Genomic DNA, 21,843 nt, shown 5'->3' with positions numbered 1-21,843 from the left:
CAATGAAGATCGAACTGAACGGCAAGAAGGCCCTGGTCACCGGATCGTCCGGCGGCATCGGGCTGGCCATCGCTTTCGGGCTGGCTGAAGCAGGCGCAGAAGTCGTGCTGCACGGGCGCAGCGCCGACAAGCTGGCGCATGCAGCCGCCGCCATCACGCAGAAATTTCCGAACGCCAAGATCGGCACCGTGCAAGCCGACCTGGCCACCGCCGACGGCGCGGCTTCGCTGTCCGCCGCGCATCCCGACGTGGACATCCTGGTCAACAACGCCGGATTCTTCGCGCCCAAGTCCTTTACCGAAATCACCGACGACGACTGGCAGCAGATGCTGGACACCAACGTCATGAGCGGCATCCGGCTGTCGCGCTACTACCTGCCGCGCATGATGGCGGCCAACTGGGGCCGCATTGTCTTCATCTCTAGCGAATCCGGCGTGCAGATTCCCGCCGAGATGATCCATTACGGCGTCAGCAAAACCGCGCTGCTGGGCGTGTCGCGCGGCTTGGCCGAACTCACGGCCGGCACCGGCGTCACGGTCAACGCCGTGTTGCCCGGCCCCACGCGTTCCGAAGGCGTGTCGGATTTCTTCGCCGAAATGGCCAAGGAGCAAGGCGTGTCGCAAGACGAGATGGAACGCGACTTCATCGCCCAGCATCGCCCGACGTCGTTGCTGCGCCGCCTGGCCACGGTGGACGAAGTGGCCAACATGGTCGTCTACACCTGCTCCACCCAGGCCGCCGCCACCAATGGCGCGGCGCTGCGCGTCGATGGCGGCGTGGTCCGCTCCATCCTCTAAGCAATCGCCCCTAACTCTCAAACGAGCCGCATCCCCATGAAAGCCATCGCCTATTTCAAGAACCTGCCCGCGGACAACGCCGACGCACTGCAAGACATCACCCTTGACGCCCCCACCCCCGGCGACCACGACCTGCTGGTCGACGTACACGCCATTTCCGTCAACCCCGTGGACGTGAAGATCCGCGCCAACCGCGCCCCCAAAGACGGCAAGCCCGAAGTCATCGGGTGGGATGTCGCAGGGGTGGTGCGTGCAGTGGGCGCCAAGACCAGCCTGTTCAAGCCGGGCGACCGCGTCTGGTACGCCGGCGCGCTGAACCGGCCGGGGGCCAACAGCGAGCAGCACGTGGTGGACGAACGCATCGTCGGCCGCATGCCCGAGAGCCTGGACTTCGCTCAGGCCGCGGCGCTGCCGCTCACCACCATCACCGCCTGGGAACTGCTGTTTGACCGGTTGCGCGTGCTGGACAACAACGCCCCCAGCCAGCGCACCCTGCTCATCATCGGCGCAGCCGGGGGGGTGGGATCGATCCTGACGCAACTGGCCCGTCAACTGACCGGCCTGACGGTGATCGGCACCGCCTCGCGCCCCGAGACTCAGGCGTGGGTGCGCGAACTGGGCGCGCACCACGTGATCGACCACAGCAAGCCGATCACGGATGAACTCAAACGCATCGGCGTGAACCAGGTGGATTTCATTGCCGGCCTGACCCACACCGACAAGCACTTCCCGCAGCTGGCGGAGGCGATTGCGCCGCAGGGCAAGATCGCGCTGATTGACGACCCCGCCGCCATCGACGTGCGCCTGCTGAAGGGCAAGTCTGCGTCGCTGCACTGGGAGTTCATGTTCGCGCGGCCGCTGCACAATACGCCCGACATGATCGCTCAGCACGAACTGCTGAACCAGGCCGCCCGCCTGATCGACAACGGCACGCTGCGCACGACGCTGGGCGAGCACTACGGCACGATCAACGCGGCCAACCTGCGCCGCGCACACGCCTTCATCGAAAGCGGCAAGGCGCAAGGCAAAGTGGTGCTGGAAGGGTTCTGACCCCGAAAGCCTGGCGAGACCTCCGGGCGGGGTTACGCCCGGGTGTAGTCCCGGGTGTAGTCCCGGGTCCAGTCCGGGGCTTAGCCCAAGGATTTCACCCGGCGGTTTCGCCCCGGTTTCGCCAAACCCTCTCGCCAGCGCCGCCCGAAAGCAGTACAACCTCGTTCGACCCTGCCCCACGCACCTTGAACGGAGTTTCCCCTGCTTGCCCATCTCATAGACCAGACGCTGGAACCGGTCCTCTGGGCCATGGTCGCGTTCACGTTGCTGATGCTCCGGCTCTTTCCACTGCAAGGGTGGAAGGCCATCATCGTCGCAGGGTTTTCGGCGGGGCTGGTGTTCGACACCATTCAATTCCGCGTCGGGCCGCCGCGGCTCTGGGACGCGCAGGTGCTKGCGTCGGTTCTGGCCGCCCTGGCCGTCGCCACCGTACTGGGAACTGCCTTCCACCTGCTGCAACGCGCCCGCGCCGCGCGGCTGCCTGCCAGCCGATAAGCGCGGCCTTCGCAGAACTGTTCTGCGTAACGGTGGGGTAATCGGCAAGTCCGATAAAAATTATCATCGACGACAGTGACAACCCAAGGCTGGCGAACTAGCGCCAGCCGCCCCAGCTGCCCATGACAAGACGCAAAGCCGGCCCGCAGAAGGCTCGGACAGGCATGGCGGCGGGAACAAGGAGACAGACAATGTTCAAGCTCACGCGCCGCGGCTTCATCGCGGCCGGCACCCTCATGATGCTTAGCCCGGCACTGCGCGCCGCCCCCAAGCCCGTGACCCTGATCGTGCCTTACGCCGCGGGCGGCCCCAATGACAACTTCGCGCGGCTGCTGGCCGAAGGCATGAGCGCGCAGTTGGGCGTGCCGTTCATTGTCGAGAACAAGCCTGGCGCCAACGGCATCATCGGCGCTGCCCTGGTTGCGCGTGCGCCCGCCGACGGCAACATGCTGCTGATGGGCGGCTCCGGCCCCGTGTCGCTGAACGTGCTGCTGCGCCCCAGCCTGCAATACCGCTTCGACAGCTTCGATTCGGTGGCCATGATGTTCGATGGGCCATTGACCATCACCGTGCCCGCCACCATTGGCGTGAATTCCATCGCCGACCTGGTCGCCTATGCCAAGAAAGAAAACCGCGCGCTGACCTATGGTTCCTTGGGGCCGGGCAGCGTCACCGATCTGTACGGGCTGATCCTGTCGAAGACGCTGGGCATCCCGCTGACCGCCGTGCCATACAAGAGCACGCCGACGAGCCTCATCGACCTGATCACCGGCCGCAACGACTTGTCTTACATGACGCCCATCGCGCTGGCCGATCACCAAAAGGCCGGCGCCGTGAAGATCCTGGCCTTGACGACCGATCAACGCGACCCTGCCCTGCCCGATGTGCCATCGGTGGCCGAGCTGGGCTATCCGCAATTGAAGGCCAGCTACTGGACGGGCCTGCACGCTCCCAAAGGCACGCCCGCCAATGTGATCCAGGCCTATTCCGCCGCCGCCATCAAGACAGTTCAATCCGAGAGCTTCCGCCAATTGCTCGTCACCAACGGGCAGACCGAGAAAGCCGGCGGCCCGCAAGCCCTGGACGCCCAACTGGACGCCGACCGCCAATACTGGGGCAAGGTCATCCAGGAAAACCACATCGTTCTGGACTGAACGACAGGTTTCCGCCCGCAAACAAAGCCCGCCAAATCTGGCGGGCTTTTTCATGCCTGCAGGCGACCACCTGCCACGGCTATTGCAGCCGCACCGGCGCAATCCGATGGGTCGCGGAATTGAAATTGATAACAGGCTGCGCGGCGCGGCACGCCGTCTTGCGGATCTTGCCCACGATCAAATCATGCGTGCCCAGCACTTCGGTGCAGACGATATCGCACTCGATACTGGCCAGCGCATCCGGCAACACCGGCGTGCCTTGCTCGTTCATCACCCAACCGCCTTGCGCAAACCGCGCCATGCCCTGCGGCTGGCCCAGAAACGCCTGCATGACGGCTTCGTGCCCTTCGCCCAGCACGTTGGCCACGAAGCGGCCGTGGCGCAGCAAGGGCTCGCGCGCCGATGACGTTTGCTGAACGAAGAAGCCGACCATCGGCGGGTCCGCCGAAATCGACGTCAGGCTCGACACGATCATGCCGGACACGTGCTCGCCATCTCCCGTGGTGACGGCGCTGATGCCGGCCGGCAGCGACCGCATCGCCGCCTTGAAGTCATCCACCGACACTACCTCGTCATGCTCGTTGACCACCATGTGCGCGCGGATGTCGCCACGTTCGTCCACCCATCCGTGACGCGCCGCATAGTCCACCATCGCGGAAAAATCCGCTTCCCACTTCGGGTCGCCCGCGTGTTGCGACAAGAAGCGCAGCACCGAGGGCGACAAGCGCACATGGCGCTCGTCTTCGCGCCGCCCCACCCGGGCAATCGCGTGCTCAAGCCGTTCGCGCGGCTGCGGATCGGCCAGTACATCCAGCCGCCGGAAGTCCGCGGGATGGCGCAGCGTGATGGCGCCCGCGTTGCTCAGATAGATCTGCATGGTGCGCTCCTTTACGCAATGGCTGCGGTACTGCCGACTTCCTTGCGGATGGCCGGAATGATCTTGTCGCCCCACAGTTCGATCTGCTTGAGCATCGTCTTCTGATCGAAGTCGCCCAGCTGCGTCTGCAAGGCAATGTGCTTGGGGCGCAGGATGCTGATCTCTTCCAGCATCTTGTCGATGACTTCATTGACGGAGCCCACCGGCAGGTTCTTGCGCAGCTGCTCGAACGTGGGGTCATTTTCTGACGGCACTTCCTTGACCATGTAGCCGTCGTCGCTTTGCGCACGGCGGAACTTCAGGCTTTCGGAAATGCGGCGCTGAAAGCGCGCGCAATCCAGATACGCGTCGATCTCTGCCTTGTTGTCCGACGCGTATCCGCAGCGCAGGAAGCCGAACTTTACGTCGCGATCAAGATCGCGGCCATTGTCTTGCGCAACCTTTTCCAGGCGGCCGCGCAGCTCGGCAATCGCATCGTTGCCCTTGAGCAGCGCGGTGACGAACAGGTTGTGGTTCTCGCGCACGCCCCGGCCCAGCGTCACCGGATTGCCTGAGGTGATCCACAGCGGCGGCATCGGGTCTTGCAGGCAGCGCACCGCAATCGAGCTGGGCGGAATCTTCAGGAACTGGCCGTCGTGCTCGAAGATCTTCTGCGTCAGCCCCTTGCGGATGACGTCCAGAAATTCGTTGAAGATCGCCCCCGATTCCGCGATCTGCACGCCAAAGCGTTCGAACTCGAATTCCTGGTAGCCCGATCCCACGCCCAAGTCCAGACGGCCATTGGACACCGTGTCCACGAAACCGACTTCGGCCAGGAACCGCGCGGGGTGATACAGGGGCAGAATGCACACGGCGGTGCCCAGGCGGATGCGGTGCGTTTTGGCCGCGGCGTGCGCCACCGTCATCAACGGCGACGGCGACAACGAGTAGTTGTTGAAGTGGTGCTCGGCGTACCAGGCGGCGTCGAAACCGGCCTGCTCAGCCACCACGGTTTGCTCGATGGAGTTGTTGATGACTTGCTTTGAGGACTGGTGGTAACCTCGCTGCTGCGCCAGAATGAACACGCCGAATTCCATAATGTCTCCTCGTTGATTGCTTGACGTCTGAGGAAATTCTAGAGGCCGGCAGTCATCGGCTGAATACAAGAAAAGCGGCGTTCTGTGCTGCATAAAGTGGAGGAATGATGGACAGACTGCGCGCGATGGAGCTCTTTCTGTCGATCTCGAAAACCGAGAGTTTCTCTGAAACCGCGCGGCAGTTCGGCGTGTCGGCAACGTCGGTATCACGCATGATCACCGAGTTTGAAAACGAGTTGAACGTCAAGCTGCTGCTGCGTTCAACCCGCCAGGTCGTGCTGACCGAAGCCGGCCAGGAATATGCGCAACAGCTTGAATCCATCCTCTGGAACATCAACGAGGCGCATCGCAACATCACCGAAATCCGCGCGGCGCCCAAAGGCATTCTGCGCGTGCATTCGCGCATGATGTTCGGCCTGGGCGTGTTGCCCCCACTGGTGGCGGCATTTCGCCAGCAGTACCCCGACATCCACATTGAGCTGGTGCTGTCGGAAGCCAAGACGGACTTGCGCCGCAACAACTTCGATATCGATTTCCGCATTTCGCCGCCCGTGGAAGCGGGCCTGAAGCGGCGCATCCTGTTTAAAAGCGAACGCTTTCTGGTGGCCTCACCCGCGTATCTGGCGAAGCATGCCCCGCCCGGGAAACCCGCCGATATCGCGCAGCACGATTGCCTGGCCTATCTGCTGCCGGGCGATCAAACCTGCTGGCGCTTCAAGCAGGGCGAAGCCATCGAGGAAGTGCTGATCAAGCCTCGCCACGTGACGAACAACGGCGTGGCGCTGCTTGAGCTTGCGCTGCTGGGCGAAGGGGTGGCGCTGCTTGACGACTACACCGTGCACAACGATATTTCGCGCGGCACGCTGGTGCGCTTGTTCCCCGATTACCACGTCACGAACACGACCTTTGAAGAAGGCATGTACGCCACCATTCTGGACACGGCGATGATCCCGGTGAAGATCCGGCTGTTCCTGGATTTCGTGGCATCGCACGTGTCGGGTTCCGCGCTGCGGTTCACGGCGTACAACAAGATGGCGGCCGCCGAAAGCCCCTGATCAGGGGCGATGATCAAGGGTGAATGCGGCATTGCCCGCGCGGCGCGCCCACAGCGCCTGCGCCCCGGATGCGCAGCAACGCGCCGTCCAGCGGGCCCTTGGCCGACAAGCGGCCGCTGTCGCTGATCGTGGTCACGAAAAGTTCCGACAGATCAGGCCCGCCGAAACACAGTGACGCAGGATGCGCCACCGGCAATTCGATGCGGCGGTCGAGCTTGCCGTGCGCATCGAACCGCGCAATGGCCGCGGCATGCACCAGCGCCGTCCACAAGCCGCCCTCCTGATCAAAGCAGCAGCCGTCAGGCGCGGACCCCAGCGCGTCCGTGTCCACGAAGACTTCAGGGGATGACAACTGCCCTTGCGCATCCATGCGATAGCGGAAGATCTTGCGCTGCGCACTGTCGCAAACATGGAAGTGCATGCCGTCGGGATGCATGGCGGGGCCATTCACCACGCCCAGGCCTTGGGCGATCCGGCTCACCTTGCCTTGCAGGTCCACGCGGTACAAACCGCCCAGCGGGGCCTCGCCCGCTTGCCGGTGGATGTGCATGGTGCCCGCCACAAAGCTGCCGTCCGGCAACGGTGCGCCATCGTTCAGCCGTAGATGCGGATGGCTGTCTCCGATGTGCCCCAAAGAATGCATCGCCCCATCTGACAACCGGTACAGGGCAAACGTGTCTTTCAACGCCACGATGATGTCGTCGTCGCCATTGAACGCAAACGAACCCACCGGGGCGGGCAACTGCCAATCTTGCGTGGCCCCGGTGTCGGGGTCCACCTGCATCAGTTGCCCGCTGCGGCAATCCAGCATCCACAACGTGTTCCTGGCCGCGTCCCACACCGGGCATTCGCCCAGCGCCGCGCGAACCGTGCCGATACGCTCGATCTGCATCTGCCGACCGCCTCTGTTTTGCTCGTCCGGCGGACGATTTCCCATCCCATGGTATCGGCTTGCAGGCCCCTGGAATATGGCGTTTTCATGCAGAACACAACCAACAATTTTGGCCTGAATCCGCAGCAATACCCGTCCATATAATCCAAAAAAAGCCGGCGCCCCCGGGCAGCAATGCAGGGCGAGACCGGTCCATCCGACTCTAGGAGACACGCGATGCAGCATGCCACCGGCGCCCTGCGCCCCTCTGCTTTTTCCCCCGCATTTTCTACCGCCAACAAGGTGACGGCATGAGCGAATCCACCGTCACGCTGGACGTTAATGAGGGCGTTGCGCTCGTCACGCTGAACAGCCCGCCCGTCAATGCGCTGAACCGCGCCATGCGCCGCCGCATGGTGGCGATCTTCGATGAAATCTCCGAACGCGACGACATCCGCTGCGCCGTACTGACCGGCCATGGCAAGGTCTTCTGCGCGGGGGCCGACTTGAAAGACCGCCCCAACGCCGACATCGCGGGAGACTTTCTTGAACACAACCGCATCACGCGCGAAACCGGCAACGCCATCAAGGAATGCGCCAAACCGGTAATTGCCGCCGTCAACGGTGCGGCGCTCGGCGCGGGACTGGGCCTGATGGCGGCGTGCGACATCATGTACGCGTCCGACAACGCCACCTTCGGCATGCCCGAAATCAATGTCGGCCTGGCGGGCGGCGCGTCCATGTTGCGCACGCTGGTAGGCCGGTCGACCCTGCGCCGCATGTTCTTCACCGGCCAGCGTCTGAGCGCCCACGATCTTCTGCGCCGCAACGTGCTGGAAGAAGTGCTGCCGCCCGACCAACTGCTGCCTGCCGCGCTGGCGTTGGCGCATGAGATCGCATCCAAAGCGCCGCTGGCCGTGCTGTACGCCAAGCGTGCGGCCAATATGGTCGACCTGATGCCCCAGCGCGATGCCTACCGCTTCGAGCAGGACTTCACCATGGCGCTCGCCAAGACGGAAGACGCCCGGGAAGCGCGCATGGCTTTCCTGGAAAAGCGCCAGCCGCAGTTCAAGGGGCGCTGAGATGGCGGCACTGGCACAAGCACTTCCCGCCGGCGCGGGGCTGTCGCCGTTTTTCAAGGCGGCGAGCATCGCCATCGTGGGCGCTTCGGATGACATCACCAAGATCGGCGGCCGGCCGGTGCATATGCTGATCAAGCACGGCTATGCCGGCGCGGTCTATCCCATCAACCCCAAGGGCGGCATCATTCAAGGGCTGCCTGCCTACGCTTCCGTGCGCGACACACCCGCCGCGCCCGAGCTCGCAATTCTGGCCGTGCCCGCCAGCGCCACGCCCGCCGCATTGCGCGACTGCGCGGCACGCGGCACCAAAGCGGCCATTGTGCTGTCGGCAGGCTTCACGGAAGCGGGCCCGGCGGGCGCCGCGCTGCAAGCCGAGCTGGTGGCTATCGCCCGCGAACACGGCATGCGCGTGCTGGGGCCGAACTGCCTGGGCGCGGTCAATGTGGCCGACCGCTTGATTGGCTCGTTTTCCATCGCGCTGGAAGAACACATGCCGCCCGCCGGCCATGCGGGCATCGTGTCGCAGTCGGGCAATGTGGGCAGCCACACCATGCAAAGCGTGGCGCGGCGCGGCATGGGCGTCAGCCGTTTCATTGCCACCGGCAACGAGGCCGACGTCGACGTGGCCGACGGTATCGCCGCGCTGGCCGAAGACCCGGACACGCGCATCATCTTGTGCTGCATGGAAACCTGCCGCGACGCCGCCAAGCTGATCAGCGCCCTGCAACGCGCGCGCGAACTCGGCAAGCCCGTCATCGTGTTGAAAATCGGCTCCACCGAAAAAGGCCAGCAGGCGGCCGCCTCCCACACCGGTGCGCTGACGGGTTCGGATGCCGTGATCGACGCCGTCTTCCGCCGCCACGGCGTGTTGCGCGTGCGCTCGGTGGAAGCGCTGATCGACATCGGCCACGCCGCGTCCTTGCTCATGCCGACCCGCTTGCCGCACAACAATGCCGTGACGCTGGTCGCAGCGTCTGGCGGCTTCGGCATCATGATGGCCGACGCCATGAGCGAAGCCGGCCTGGCCCTGCCCGCTTTGGCGCCGCTGACGCAACAACGCATCCTGGATGCCGTGCCCACCGCCAGCACCGGCAACCCGGTCGACGCGTCGGCGCAAATGTCGAGCCGGCCAGACATTTTGCTGAAGATGCTGACCGCCTTGCTGGACGACCCGTCCGACAGCGCGCTGGTGCTGTTCATGTCGCTGTCGCTGTACAACACGCGCTTGCGCGGCATCTATCTGGAAGCGCTGGCGCAGGTTCGCGCGAGCCATCCCGGCCGCCTGCTGATGATCATCAGCCAGGGGCCGGCCGACGCCATCGAGCAGATCAACGCGCTGGGTATTCCGGTGTTCTCCAGCATCGACGCCGCGGCGACGGGCCTGGCGGGCCTGGCACGGCTTGGGCAATTGCGTGCGGCCAACGCGCCCCAACGCGCGCTGCCCGCCGCCGAACCCGTCGACCCCATCGTCTTCCAGAACGAATTCCACGCCAAGCAGGCGCTGGGCAAGGTGGGCATTGATGTGCCGCACGAAGTGATCGCGGGCGATGCCGACGCCGCCGTGCGCGCCGCCGACGCCATCGGCTACCCCGTTGTGTTGAAGATTGCGTCGGAAGATGTGGCGCACAAGACCGAGGCCGGCGGCGTGATGCTGAACGTGGCCAACGCCCAAGCCGTGCGCGACGCGCATGCACGCATCCTGGCCAACGTGGCGCGGCATGCCCCCACCGCCCGCATCGATGGCGTGCTGGTGGCGCCGATGCTGCAAGGCGGCACGGAGATGATCGCGGGCGTGTCGCAAGACCCGGTCTTTGGGCCAATCGTCATGGTGGGCATGGGCGGCATCTATGCCGAAGTGCTGAACGACGTGGCGGTGCAAGCCGCCCCCGTCACCGAAGACGAGGCGCTGACGATGATCCGGTCGCTGAAGATGTTCCCGATTCTGGACGGCGCACGCGGACAGGCCAAGGCCGATATCGCGGCGGCGGCGCGCAGCGTGGCGCGCTTGTCGGAGTTTGCGTTTCGGCATCGCGACGACGTATCCGACATCGACATGAATCCCATTCTGGTGCGGCCGCAAGGCCAAGGCGTGGTCGTGCTCGACGCGCTGATGATCCCGCGCGCCGCGCCCGCTCTGTAAGGACCAAGCATGCAATTCGAACAACAGGTGGCGGTCCCAGACCCGTCCGCCGGGCCAGCGGCCTATCGTCAACATGCGCGCACCTGGCTGCGCGCCAATCTGCCCGACTTCATGCGCGCCGACAGCCTGAACTGGCGCGCCGCCACGCTGGCCGAAAGCAGCACGTGGGAAGCGGCGATGCACCAGGCGGGGTTGGCAGGCATGACCTGGCCCAAGGCCTATGGCGGCCACGGCCTGACGCTGCGCGAACATCTGGCGGTGAACAAAGAAATCGGCGCACTGCCCATGCCCGAAAGCGTGAGCTCGATCGGCAAAGAGCTCGCCGGCCCCATCATCATGGCCGTGGGCGACGAGACGCAGAAGCAAACGTTTCTGCCCGACATCCTGACGATGCGGCAGTACTGGTGCCAGGGTTTTTCGGAACCCGACGCGGGCTCGGACCTGGCGCGTCTGCGCACCAAGGCCGTGCAGGAAGGCGAACACTGGCGCATCAACGGCCAGAAGATCTGGACCAGCGGCGCGGCCAAGGCGCACTACTGCCTGCTGCTGACGCGCACCGGCACCGTTGCCGACAAGCACCGTGGCCTGCTGATGTTTGCCGTGCCCATGGATACGCCGGGCATCCGCGTGGTGCCAATCAAATCCATCGACGGCAAGGAATCGTTTGCCGAAGTGTTCTTCGACGACGTCGTCGTGCCTGACAGTGCGCGCCTGGGTGCGCCGGACGAAGGCTGGAACGCCGCCATCCGGGTGCTGTCGATCGAGCGCGCCACCAACCGCATGTACCGCCCGTGGCGCTTCGAATGCGAACTGCGCCAGCTGATCGCGGCGTGCAAATCCGACTCCCAGCTGGCCCCCTCGCTGGACGACGGCTACGTGCAACGCCGCGTGGGCGATCTGGTGAGCGAGATCGACGGTTTGAAGGGCCTGGTCGAACTCACGGTGGAACGCATGCTGCGCGGCGAATCACTCGGCGCGCGCGGCTCGCTGACGAAGCTGTATTGGTCGGAATGCCACCAGGCCTTCGCCAGCCTGGCGCTATCGATGTTGTCGCCCGTGGGCCCGCACTCCAGCCCCTTGGCGCAGCGTGCGCACAAGGCCTTTACCAACGCGTATCTGTTCTCGCGCGCTGAAACGATTTACGCCGGCACGACCGAGGTGCAGCTGGACGTGATCGCGCAGCGCGTCATGAATCTTCCCAAGGACCTGACATGAGTAGCGAAGAACTGCGGCCGGAAGAATTCGCACAGGCCGCCGACGCGGCCATTACCGATGCGCTATCGCACAACGAGCCGCACGATCAGGCGGCCGTGCTGGCCCAAGCCGGTCTGTGCGGCGTGATGGCGGATGAGGCCGATGGCGGCCTGGGACTGGACCTGGCCTTTGCCTTGCCCATCGCGCATGCCGCGGGCCGATTGCAATTGCCCTTGCCGTTGGCCGAACAGATGCTGCTGGCCCGGGCTTTTGCCGGCACGCCGCAAGCCGCGGCATTGGCGGCCGGCGAACGGCTCGCTGGCATTGCCTGGCAAGGCACGCTGCAATCAGGCAGCGTCCGTTTGGACCACGGCCCGGCCGACTGGGTGCTGGTGGCCGATGACCACGGCGCGGCGCTGGTGGACGTGAGCGCGGCAACGTGCGATGCGCAGGCCTCGCTTGACCCCGACCATCCGCAACGCTGGCTGACGCTGGAAGGCGCGCCGGTGCTGGCCCGGCTGGACGCGGCGGCTTTTGAAGCGGTTCGGCGGCAGGCGCAGCTGTTGCTGGCCGAGTTCGCTAACGGCGCGGCCGAAGGTGCGCTGCAAATGGCGGCCAGCTATATGGCGACGCGCGTGCAGTTTGGGCGGCCGCTGTCGGCCAAGCAGGCGGTGCGCCACTTGCTCGCACGCATGCGCTTGCTGCAAGACGTGTCCAGCGCCGCCATCCGCCGCGCCATGCACGCGGACGAATTCGGGGCGCCACGCGACACCCGCCCCGCGCTGACGGGCGCTATCGCCCATGCCGCCTTCGTCATCGAAAAGGCCGTCCATCTGCACGGCGGCATGGGCTTCACCTGGGAGCTGCCCTTGCACCCTGCGCTGCGCGCGGTGCGCAAGCTGGATGCGGCGTTCAACGGCTTGTCGCGCCAGACCGGCCGCGATTTCATTCAATCGGTGTAGGAAGAAACCATGCAACAAGATCTGGCTGGGCGCGTTGCGCTCGTCACGGGCGCCGGGGCCGGCATCGGCCGCGCCACGGTCCGCGCACTTGCCGCGCGCGGCGCCATCGTCGGCGTGAATGATTTGAAGCAGGAACTGGTGGACGCCACCGTCGCCGACATCACGGCATCGGGCGGCAAAGCGTTTGCAGTGGTGCAGAACGTGGCGTCGCGTGAAGGCATCGCGCAAGCGGTGCGCCAGGCCGCCGAACACGGCTCGCGCTTTGACATCCTGGTCAACAACGCGGCGTGGGTCCGCTACCAAAGCGCGGCCGAGATTCAGGCAGACACCATGGACCGCATGCTGGACATCGGCTTCAAGGCGGTGATCTGGGGCATCCAGGCCGCCGCCGAAGCGATGGACCCCGAACGTGGCGGCGCCATCGTCAACGTGGCCTCCACCGCCGCGTTGAAATCCGCGCCCAGTTCGATGGTGTATTCGGGCATCAAGGCGGGCGTGCTGGGCATCACACGCGCGGCCGCAGCCGAGCTGGGCGGGCGTGGCATCCGCGTGAATGCCGTGTGCCCATCGGCCGTACCCACGGAAGGCACGCAGCGCAACCGCAACGCCGAGCGCGATGCGCGCCGTATCGCCAGCACGCCGATGGGGCGGCTGGGCACCGTGGAAGACGTGGCCAGCGGCATCGCTTTCCTGGCCAGCGACGAAGCGCGCTTTATCACCGCGCAGGCGCTGGTGGTGGATGGCGGCATCACGTTCACCACGCTCTGATGGACACCGTCCTGCTGACAGGCGCCGCCAGCGGCATCGGCCGCGCCACGGCCTGGCGGCTGGCCCGTGAAGGCCAGCGCTGCGTGCTGGTGGATCGCAATGCCGCGGCGCTTGACGCGCTGCTGACGGCGCTGCGGTCGGAAGGCGCGGCCGTGGATCATCTTGCCCGCGTGGCGGACTTGACTGATCCTGACCAGATTCACGCGCTGGCCGATGGCCTGCCCCCGCTTGACGCCATCATCAACAACGCGGGCATGACGGACGCCAGCAATTTGCCTGCCGTCGCACAAGCCGATGACAACTGGCAGCGGCTGCTGGACCTGAACCTGCACGCGCCGGCACGGCTGCTGCGCGCCCTGCACGGACGGCTGACGCGGCATGCGCGCATCGTCAATGTGGCCTCCGGCGCGGGGCTGCGTGCCATTCCCATGCGCGGCGCGTACAGCCCCAGCAAGGCCGGACTGATCGCGCAGACTCAAGCCTTGGCGCGGGCGCACCCGGAACTGCGCGTCAGCGTGCTGTGTCCGGGATTCGTGCAGACAGAGCTGGTCGACGGATTGATCGCATCCGGCCGCCTGGACCCCGTGCGCGCGGTCGCCAAGATTCCGTTGGGCCGGTTGGCCGCCCCCGAGGAAATCGCCTGCGCGCTGGCGTTTCTGGCCAGCGACCACGCGGCGCTTGTCTCGGGCGGCCGCTTGTCCATCGATGGCGGATCGTCGGTGTTCGGGGGCAGCCAGGCCTATGCCCCCAGCGTCATCGCCCCAGCGTCCTGTGGTACGCCGTTGTCGTTGACCGTGCATGGCCACTGGCCGGCGCTACGCAGTACGCAGGTGACCGACGGCTACCCCGCTGTCATTGACGTCACGGTGCTGAATAGCCCGCCCGGCGCGCGCCTGGCCACCACATTGGCCGCCGCCCGCCGCCATGGCTCCGGCGATGCGCCCGGCAGCCTGACGTTGCTCTTGCCGCGCGCCGCCGATACCGATTGGGAACACGCGGGGGACGACGCCGCCGCACGCATGCTGATCGCCACGCTTGCCTGCGAATGGGGCGCGCGCGCGCGCCGCATCAACGCCGTCGAAGTAGCTTCGGCGGAGCCGAACGCTGCGCTATCGCCGCTGCTGCGATTCGTGTCGGGCGCCCAAGCGCAATATCTGACCGGGCAAACGCTATGCACGCGCTAGAGGATCTAGACGCCATCAAATCGCGCTTCATCGCCGCACGGGGCTATTGGCGGCCGTGGACCGAAGCACTGCTGCACGCCAACCCTGCGTTTCTGTCGCGCTACGCGGACTACGCGGGGTATCCGGCGCAAACCGGCCCGTTGACTCCCCGCATGGTCGAGCTGGTTTATGTGGCGCTGGACGCCTCGGCCACGCATCTGTACGAGCCCGGTCTGACGACCCATCTGCGCATGGCGCGCGAGGCCGGCGCCAGCGAAGCCGATGTGTTCGACGTGCTGCATTGCGTGACCGTGCAAGGCCTGAGCGCCGTCCTGCAAGCGGCCGACGTGCTGCATGACGCGGCCGCGCCATCGCCTTTGGCTGCGGAAGATCCGTTACGCGATCGCATCCACGCGCTATGGCCGGAACAGGCGCCAAGCCTGCTGCGTCTGGCGGCGCAAGACCCCGGCTATGTCTCGGTGCTGTTGGACTTTGTTGAAGGCGGCGCGCCAGCCGGTGGCTTGACACCCGCCGAGCGGCTGTTGGTGCGCATCGCGCTGCACGCCTGCTTCACGCAGGCAGACGGGCAGACGTTGCACACGCTGATCCCGCATGCGCTGGCCCAAGGTGTGGCGCGTGCCGAGATCCTGCAAGTGATTCAGCTGGGCGCGCATCTGGCGGTGCATGGCGCGTCATTGGGCGCGACGGCTTACGCAAAAATGGCCGGTAGCGTTGCGCCACCGGCGGGCCGCCCCGCTTGACCCGTCAGGCCTGCCCTTCGCGCTTGGCGCGAGCGTGCGGGTCGTTGATTTCGGTTTCCAGTTCGGCGATGAGCCAATCGAACCACCCCTTTTCGGTACGGGCGTACACCACGGCGGCCGGCGTCTTGCCATCGCGCCAGCCGGCCTGATGCGTATCCATCCACGACGCCAGGCTCTTGTGCGGGGCAAGCAAGCCCGACAACCACGTCCACAGATACTCCGGCACATTGCGCCGAAAACCCTTTGCGCTGGCGTAGAGCGTGGGCTCCAGCGGCAGGCTGCCCGAGCGGGCCAGCTTCGTCTGCACCCGGCGCAGCGTTTCAGCCGCGGCCTGCAATTGTTCGGTGCTGAGCTTTTTCACGTGAGGACTCCTGGATTGGGGTTGCCGGATTATCGCCGGAGGAAGCCGGCCTTTCAAAGCGCCGCGTTCAGCCATGTCAGCCGCTTCGGCCGTTCAGCCATTCCGCCATGCAGCGGCTTCGGCCTTTCAGTCGCTTCAGCGTTTGGCCCGAGGCGGCGTCAGCGCCATCAAGGCCGTTGCCGCAAAGCGCGCCCCCGGTTCCAGCACCTGCATCCCCGTGCGTGTCTCACCCGCCGCCGCCAAATTGAACGCGTCCGCCACGTTGGTGACCGGCTCCACGCACAGAAAATCCGACCCCGGCGCCGTATAGATCACAACGTGCGCAAACGCCGGGTCCGCGTGCAGCGCCAGCTCGTGGCCGTCGGCCCAAGAGAGCGTGGCGCGCCCTTCCCATTGCGACAGATAGGTATCGCAGCCTTCGGCCGACCGGCGCACTTCGCGCACATGCTTGACCTTGCTGCCCGTGGGCAACCCGTTCGCGTCCGCCGGCCACAGGCGGCGCGCATTCAGCGCCACGCGCTCGGCGGTGAAGTAGGGATGAATGCCCAGCCCGCAAGGCATGGGTGAATCGCCCTGGTTGATCAGGCTGAGCGACAGGCTCAAACCGCGCGCATCCAGCCGATAGCGCTGCACGCACTCAAACGGCCAGGGCCAGCCCAACACGCCCGCCGGCTGGCTCAGCACTAGGTCGACACTGTCCGCCGTGTGATTGCGCACCTGCCAGGGCTGAAACAGCCCCGAGCCATGAATGGCCTGCGGCCGGCCCGGCACGGACTGAAGCTCATGGCGCGCGCCATTGAACGTGAACACGCCGTCGCGAATCCGGTTGGAATACGGCGCCAGCGGGTAAGACCCCGCGCGCGGCCACTTGCCGGCCGGCCACTCCGTGGCGGTCAACGGCACAATCCAATCATGCGACCCCGTCGACAATCGGGTCAGCCGCCCCCCGCCCCCCGGCGCAAATTCCGCCTGGTGCGCCCCGCTGGCAATGGTTAAGCGCTCGACCGCATTGACGGGGTCGGCGAAAGGAAATTCCGGCATCTGCTGCTCCCGCGGCCAACACGGGGCCGCGTCGTGCGATTGTGCCGGTAAAGTAAAACCCTTGCATAATTTGACCCACGCTTTCCCCCGTCCGTTGCCCACCGTCCGTTGCCCACCGTCCGTTGCCCACCGTCCGTTGCCCACCGTCCGTTGCCCCCTATCCCCGACCGCGCATGCCAATGACCGTTGACGACATTTACCTGATCACCCCTAAGTTGTCGCTCGCTCGCCCCGGCGATGTCGACGCCTTGAAACCCTGGCTGGGCGCCGACCTGCCCGGTGGCTACGCCCGCTTCGTCACCTTGCTCGGGCAAGGCACGTACTGCGGACGGTTGATGGTGTGGATGCCGGCGCAGATCCTTGCCGATTGCGAATCTGAACGCGAGTTCATCCGTGAGTACTTCGACGATTTCTGGGGGGATGACGGCACGATCACTATGGAAGAAGCGGCGCGGGGCGTCCCGTTTGCCAGCACGGTCGATGGCGACAAGGTCTTATACAGCGTCGAACGCCGGCAGGTCTTCGTGCTTCCCCGGCACGGCCAGGAGGTGATCTGGATGCCGCAGGGCGCGGACGATCCGCGGGATTGGGGGTTGCGCAACCGCGAAGATAAACACGCCGAAAGCGAATGGCGATACTTCGATTCGCACGTGGATCGCGGCATCATCGAGCTTTTCTCGTCCGGCAGCTTCGCGATCCACGATATGGCGGAACGGATCGCCGCGCGTTTTCCCCCCGCGCACCAGATCGATGCCCCGTGGGGCGCCCGTCTATTCCTGCCCGGCATCCATGGCATGGCCCAACTGACACAAGCCCCCGGCGACAAGCGCGTTGGCGTGCGGCTGGAGTTTGACCTCGCAGCGGCTGCCCAATTGCAACCCTTGTTGGGCGAACTGGCGAACCTGGGTTTCCGGGAGACCTGGCGCTTCCCGTCGCTTAAGGGTCACGATTAGGCGAAGAAAGGGGGACCGGGCTCACTGATAGCGGCCGCGCTCAGTGAAATGATCAACAAGCGCCAAAACCATCCCGCCCTGCCCCGCACGCCCCCGCCCGCCCCGATACAATCACGGGCATGAATTCAGCAACACAACCCACCGCCGCCGACGCCCACGCGGGCCATACCCCGATGATGCAGCAGTACCTCCGCTTAAAAGCGGAGGCTGGCCCCTTGCTGCTCTTCTACCGCATGGGTGACTTCTATGAAATGTTCTATGAAGACGCGGAACGCGGCGCGCGTCTGCTCAACCTGACGCTGACCAAGCGCGGTTCGTCCAACGGCATCCCGATTCCGATGGCCGGCCTGCCCGTGCACGCCATGGAGCAGTACCTGGCCCGGCTGGTCGCGCTGGGCGAATCCATTGCCATCTGCGAGCAGATTGGCGACCCGGCCACGTCCAAGGGGCCGGTCGAACGCCGTATCGTGCGTATCGTGACGCCTGGCACCCTGACCGACGACGCCCTGCTGCCGGCCAAGGCCGACCGCGCGCTTGCCGCCGTGTTCGTCTCGGGCAACGCCCGTGCGCCGCGCGCCGGACTGGCCTGGCTGAACTTGGCCAGCGGCGAATTCCGCGTCACCGAATGCGCGCCGGCTCAATTGGAATCGGAACTGCATCGCGTCGCGCCGGCCGAGATCATCTGCGCCGACAGCGCCGAATTTGATTTCCCGTTCGACGGCGCCCGCGCCCGGGTGCCTGATTGGCACTTCGAAAGCGATGGCGCACGTGCGCACCTGCTGGCCCACTTCAAGACCGACACGCTGGCCGGCTTCGACATCGAAGACATGCCGGCGGGCATCTGCGCGGCGGGCGCGCTGCTGCGCTACGCAGCGCGCACCCAGTCGCAGGCCTTGGCCCACGTGCAAAGCCTGTCGGCCGAGCGCCCGGGGCAGTACGTGCTGCTGGACCCGGTCACCCGCCGCAACCTTGAACTGACGCAAACGCTGGCCGGCGAAGATTCGCCAACGCTGTTTTCGTTGCTGGACGGTTGCCGCACGCCGATGGGCAGCCGCCTGTTGCGCCGCTGGCTGCATCACCCCTTGCGTGAAAACGATCAAGCGCTGGCGCGCCAGCAAGCCATTTCGGCCCTGCTGGCTGGCCGCATGGATGTCGAGCAGACGTTTGGCTCTGCCGGTCTGCTGGAAGCGCTGCGCAGCGCCCTGAACGCGTTCCCCGACATCGAACGCATCGCCGCCCGTCTGGCGTTGCGTTCAGTGCGCCCGCGTGAACTGGCCAGCCTGCGCGATGCGCTGGAATCCCTGCCGGCCTTGCGCGATCTGCTCGAACCCATGGCCGCATCGCCGCGTCTGGGCGAGCTGATCTCGCATCTGTCGGTGGACCCGGCGCTGGCCGCGCTGCTGATGCGCGCGATTGCGCCGGAGCCCGCCGTGGCCATCCGCGACGGCGGCGTGCTGGCCGCAGGGTTTGACGCCGAGCTCGACGAGCTGCGCGGCCTGGCCGCCGACGGCGGCGACTTCCTGCTGCAACTGGAAGCCCGCGAACGCGAACGCACCGGCATCAGCAACCTGCGCGTGGAATTCAACCGCGTGCACGGGTTCTATATCGAAGTCAGCAAGGGCCAGACGGCCAAGGTGCCGGAAGACTACCGCCGCCGCCAGACGCTGAAGAACGCCGAACGCTACATCACGCCCGAGCTCAAGACCTGGGAAGACAAGGTGCTGTCGGCGCAAGACCGTTCGCTGGCCCGCGAAAAATGGCTGTTTGAACAGTTGCTGGATGTGCTGGCCGAACACGTGCGCCCGCTGTCAGATTGCGCGGCTGCCCTTGCCGAGCTGGACACGCTGGCCGCCCTGGCCGATCACGCGCGCCGCCACGACTGGATCGCGCCTGACTTGTCGGAACAGGCCGACATCGACATCGACGCCGGCCGCCATCCCGTCGTGGAACATGCCATCGAACGCTTCACGCCCAACGGCTGCCGGCTGGACCCGGCGCGCCGCATGCTGCTGATCACCGGCCCGAACATGGGCGGTAAATCGACGTACATGCGGCAGGTGGCGCTGATTGTGCTGCTGGCGCGCATCGGCAGCTTTGTGCCGGCGGCGCGTGCGCGCATTGGCAAGATCGACCGCATCTTCACCCGCATCGGTGCGGCCGACGATCTGGCCGGCGGGCGCTCGACCTTCATGATGGAAATGACGGAAGCCGCCGCCATCCTGTCGGCCAGCACGCCCAACAGCCTGGTGCTAATGGACGAAATCGGCCGTGGCACGTCCACCTACGACGGCCTGGCGCTGGCCTGGGCCATTGCCTGCCGCCTGCTGGCGCACAACCGCGCGCTGACGCTGTTCGCCACCCACTATTTCGAACTGACCCGCCTGCCGGCCGAACAACCGGCATCCGCCAACGTGCATCTGGCCGCGGCGGAATCCGCCAGCGGCATCGTGTTCCTGCACGAAGTGCGCGAAGGCCCCGCCAGCCGCAGCTACGGGATTCAGGTGGCGCAACGCGCGGGCGTGCCTGCCGCCGTCATCCGCCAGGCCACGCGTGAACTCGAACGGCTGGAAGCGCAGGGCGCGCCCACGCCGCAGCTGGGCCTGTTCTCTGCTGCGGCCGATGCCGATGCGCAAGCCTACGCCGAGGCCGAACGTTCCGACGCCATCGACGCGCTGGACGCCTTGCGCGAAGCACTCGCCACCATCGACCCCGACAGCCTCACCCCGCGCGAAGCGCTGGATGCCCTTTACCGTTTGAAGAAACACGTTCAATGAACCTCGATCACGCGTTGCCGCTCTTGGGCAATCAAAGCCCCAACGACTTCATGCGCCGCTATTGGCAGCGCAAGCCGCTGTTGATCCGCCAGGCCATCCCTGACTTCAAGCCGCCGCTTACCATCGCCGCCATCAAGAAGCTGGCGCGCCGCGACGACGTGGAGTCGCGCCTGATCTGGCGCGAGAACGGCGAATGGCAAATGGAGAACGGCCCGTTCGCGCGTCTGCCCAAAGACAACGAAGGCGACTGGACGCTGCTGGTGCAAAGCGTGGACCTGCTCAGCGACGCCGCGTCCGAACTCATGGGGCTATTCCGTTTCATTCCCGACGCGCGCCTGGACGACGTGATGATCAGCATCGCCAGCCACGGCGGCGGCGTGGGCCCCCACTTCGACAGCTATGACGTGTTCCTGCTGCAAGCCGCAGGGGAACGCGAATGGCGTTACGGTCGTCAGAAAGATCTGTCGCTTGCGCCCGACCTGCCACTGAAGATCCTCAGCAACTTTCAGCCGGAAGAAAAAGCCGTGCTGGCGCCGGGCGACATGCTGTACCTGCCGCCGCAGGCCGCGCATGACGGCATTGCGGTCGGCGACGGCTGCATGACGATTTCGATAGGTTTCCGCGCCCCCACGCAAGCCACGCTGGCGCGCGGGCTGCTTGAGGCGGCGGCTGACCAGGTGATGGCCCGCGTGGGTTTGCTGGGCGGCCCTTACGGCGAACCCGCGCTGCCCGGCCCGAAGTTGTCTGCGGTGTACCGTGACCCCGGCCAGCCGGCGGTGGACACGCCTGCGGCCCTGCCCGATGCGTTGGTCGCCGCCACGCTGGAAACGGTTGAAAAGATGCGCTTTGATGATGCGCTGGCCTCGCGTTTCCTGGGCTGCTGGCTGACCGAACCGCACAACCAGAGCGTGTTCGACGCGCCCGAAGACATGGACGTGGATCTCGAAGAAGACTGGCCTGCCGCCGGCCGGCTGGTGCTGGATCGCCGCAGCCGCATGCTGTATCGCGGCAAGCAGCTCTTCATCAACGGCGAAACCGCCATGACGCCCGCGGATGCCGCCTTGCGCCAGCTTGCGGATGCCCGCAGCCTGGATTGCACGAACCCAGCCTGCGCGAAGCTGTCGCCAGAGGCCCGTTCATGCCTGGCGGATTGGCTGGATTCGGGGTGGATTCACTACGTGGCATCGTAGTATCCAGACACGTGCGCGTATCTTTCTCGAACAGAACGCAATCAGGTCTGATCGCAGGGACACATAAAGAAAGAGATAA

The 21,843-nt window shown here is 65.7% G+C and carries 20 protein-coding genes; 15 read left to right on the top strand and 5 right to left on the bottom strand.

The features are described 5' to 3' along the window. The first annotated feature begins 2 nt into the window (after nt 1-2). From AC1DSJ_RS04630 to AC1DSJ_RS04615, 4 genes are all read left to right on the top strand, one after another. A complete protein-coding gene (locus tag AC1DSJ_RS04630; RefSeq protein WP_441371483.1) occupies nt 3-797 on the top strand; it encodes an SDR family NAD(P)-dependent oxidoreductase in 795 nt (264 codons plus the stop codon). A 36-nt stretch (nt 798-833) separates the two neighbouring features. Next, nucleotides 834-1,847, top strand: coding sequence for a zinc-binding alcohol dehydrogenase family protein (locus tag AC1DSJ_RS04625; RefSeq protein ID WP_175171784.1), 1,014 nt, complete (start codon nt 834-836; stop codon nt 1,845-1,847). Nucleotides 1,848-2,096: 249 nt separating this feature from the next. After that, nucleotides 2,097-2,342 (top strand): hypothetical protein, encoded by a 246-nt coding sequence (locus AC1DSJ_RS04620; protein ID WP_054426605.1) that lies wholly within the window; start codon nt 2,097-2,099, stop codon nt 2,340-2,342. Between the two features lie 191 nt (nt 2,343-2,533). Continuing rightward, on the top strand, nt 2,534-3,496 hold the full coding sequence (locus AC1DSJ_RS04615; protein WP_054426606.1) for a tripartite tricarboxylate transporter substrate binding protein: 963 nt from the start codon (nt 2,534-2,536) through the stop codon (nt 3,494-3,496). A 79-nt stretch (nt 3,497-3,575) separates the two neighbouring features. Here AC1DSJ_RS04615 and AC1DSJ_RS04610 read toward each other — a convergent pair whose 3' ends face one another. Both AC1DSJ_RS04610 and AC1DSJ_RS04605 read right to left on the bottom strand, forming a co-directional pair. Next, nucleotides 3,576-4,373 (bottom strand): flavin reductase family protein, encoded by a 798-nt coding sequence (locus AC1DSJ_RS04610; RefSeq protein ID WP_441371481.1) that lies wholly within the window; start codon nt 4,371-4,373, stop codon nt 3,576-3,578. An 11-nt stretch (nt 4,374-4,384) separates the two neighbouring features. Beyond that, nucleotides 4,385-5,449: an LLM class flavin-dependent oxidoreductase gene (locus AC1DSJ_RS04605; protein WP_441371480.1), complete on the bottom strand. Its 1,065-nt coding sequence runs from the start codon at nt 5,447-5,449 to the stop codon at nt 4,385-4,387. Nucleotides 5,450-5,556: 107 nt separating this feature from the next. Here AC1DSJ_RS04605 and AC1DSJ_RS04600 point away from each other — a divergent pair, with 107 nt between their 5' ends. After that, nucleotides 5,557-6,504: a LysR family transcriptional regulator gene (locus tag AC1DSJ_RS04600; protein ID WP_054426609.1), complete on the top strand. Its 948-nt coding sequence runs from the start codon at nt 5,557-5,559 to the stop codon at nt 6,502-6,504. A gap of 13 nt (nt 6,505-6,517) precedes the next feature. Here the strand turns inward: AC1DSJ_RS04600 and AC1DSJ_RS04595 are convergent, their stop codons facing one another. Further along, nucleotides 6,518-7,396: an SMP-30/gluconolactonase/LRE family protein gene (locus tag AC1DSJ_RS04595; protein ID WP_441371479.1), complete on the bottom strand. Its 879-nt coding sequence runs from the start codon at nt 7,394-7,396 to the stop codon at nt 6,518-6,520. 290 nt (nt 7,397-7,686) lie between these two features. Between AC1DSJ_RS04595 and AC1DSJ_RS04590 the strand changes: the two genes are divergently transcribed. Genes AC1DSJ_RS04590 through AC1DSJ_RS04560 form a run of 7 tightly spaced genes read left to right on the top strand, consistent with a single transcriptional unit; the run spans nt 7,687 to nt 15,445 of the window. Then, nucleotides 7,687-8,457: an enoyl-CoA hydratase/isomerase family protein gene (locus AC1DSJ_RS04590; protein WP_427951360.1), complete on the top strand. Its 771-nt coding sequence runs from the start codon at nt 7,687-7,689 to the stop codon at nt 8,455-8,457. 1 nt (nt 8,458) lies between these two features. After that, entirely contained in the window at nt 8,459-10,597 is a 2,139-nt protein-coding gene (locus tag AC1DSJ_RS04585; protein WP_441371478.1) for an acetate--CoA ligase family protein, read from the top strand. Nucleotides 10,598-10,606: 9 nt separating this feature from the next. Continuing rightward, nucleotides 10,607-11,812: an acyl-CoA dehydrogenase family protein gene (locus AC1DSJ_RS04580; RefSeq protein WP_441371477.1), complete on the top strand. Its 1,206-nt coding sequence runs from the start codon at nt 10,607-10,609 to the stop codon at nt 11,810-11,812. Next, nucleotides 11,809-12,753 carry an acyl-CoA dehydrogenase family protein gene (locus tag AC1DSJ_RS04575; protein ID WP_441371476.1) on the top strand — a complete coding sequence of 315 codons (945 nt, stop codon included), beginning with the start codon at nt 11,809-11,811 and terminating at the stop codon, nt 12,751-12,753. Before AC1DSJ_RS04580 ends, AC1DSJ_RS04575 begins: the two co-directional genes overlap by 4 nt. A 9-nt stretch (nt 12,754-12,762) precedes the next feature. Continuing rightward, nucleotides 12,763-13,521 (top strand): SDR family NAD(P)-dependent oxidoreductase, encoded by a 759-nt coding sequence (locus tag AC1DSJ_RS04570; protein ID WP_441371475.1) that lies wholly within the window; start codon nt 12,763-12,765, stop codon nt 13,519-13,521. Then, nucleotides 13,521-14,705: an SDR family NAD(P)-dependent oxidoreductase gene (locus tag AC1DSJ_RS04565; protein WP_441371474.1), complete on the top strand. Its 1,185-nt coding sequence runs from the start codon at nt 13,521-13,523 to the stop codon at nt 14,703-14,705. The genes AC1DSJ_RS04570 and AC1DSJ_RS04565 overlap by 1 nt, the downstream gene beginning before the upstream one ends. Beyond that, nucleotides 14,693-15,445, top strand: a complete 753-nt coding sequence (locus AC1DSJ_RS04560) for a carboxymuconolactone decarboxylase family protein (RefSeq protein WP_441371473.1) — start codon at nt 14,693-14,695, stop codon at nt 15,443-15,445. Before AC1DSJ_RS04565 ends, AC1DSJ_RS04560 begins: the two co-directional genes overlap by 13 nt. A gap of 4 nt (nt 15,446-15,449) precedes the next feature. Here AC1DSJ_RS04560 and AC1DSJ_RS04555 read toward each other — a convergent pair whose 3' ends face one another. Next, the gene (locus AC1DSJ_RS04555) at nt 15,450-15,806 is read right to left on the bottom strand and encodes a hypothetical protein (protein ID WP_054426618.1); all 357 of its coding nucleotides are present in this window, start codon (nt 15,804-15,806) and stop codon (nt 15,450-15,452) included. Nucleotides 15,807-15,941: 135 nt separating this feature from the next. Then, a complete protein-coding gene (locus tag AC1DSJ_RS04550) occupies nt 15,942-16,847 on the bottom strand; it encodes an aldose epimerase family protein (RefSeq protein WP_175171799.1) in 906 nt (301 codons plus the stop codon). Between the two features lie 179 nt (nt 16,848-17,026). On the opposite strand from AC1DSJ_RS04550, the gene AC1DSJ_RS04545 reads away from it, so the two are divergent. From AC1DSJ_RS04545 to AC1DSJ_RS04535, 3 genes are all read left to right on the top strand, one after another. Then, nucleotides 17,027-17,800, top strand: coding sequence for a hypothetical protein (locus AC1DSJ_RS04545; RefSeq protein ID WP_441371472.1), 774 nt, complete (start codon nt 17,027-17,029; stop codon nt 17,798-17,800). A gap of 119 nt (nt 17,801-17,919) precedes the next feature. Then, nucleotides 17,920-20,574 (top strand): DNA mismatch repair protein MutS, encoded by a 2,655-nt coding sequence (gene mutS / locus AC1DSJ_RS04540; RefSeq protein WP_254600769.1) that lies wholly within the window; start codon nt 17,920-17,922, stop codon nt 20,572-20,574. Next, entirely contained in the window at nt 20,571-21,764 is a 1,194-nt protein-coding gene (locus tag AC1DSJ_RS04535; protein ID WP_441371471.1) for a ribosomal protein uL16 3-hydroxylase, read from the top strand. Before mutS ends, AC1DSJ_RS04535 begins: the two co-directional genes overlap by 4 nt. Nucleotides 21,765-21,843: the final 79 nt, after the last annotated feature.

This window comes from Achromobacter sp. 01N37, from assembly GCF_056399725.1.
The sequence above is the reverse complement of the archived record's forward strand: the minus strand, read 5'-3'. Positions and strand labels throughout refer to the sequence as shown.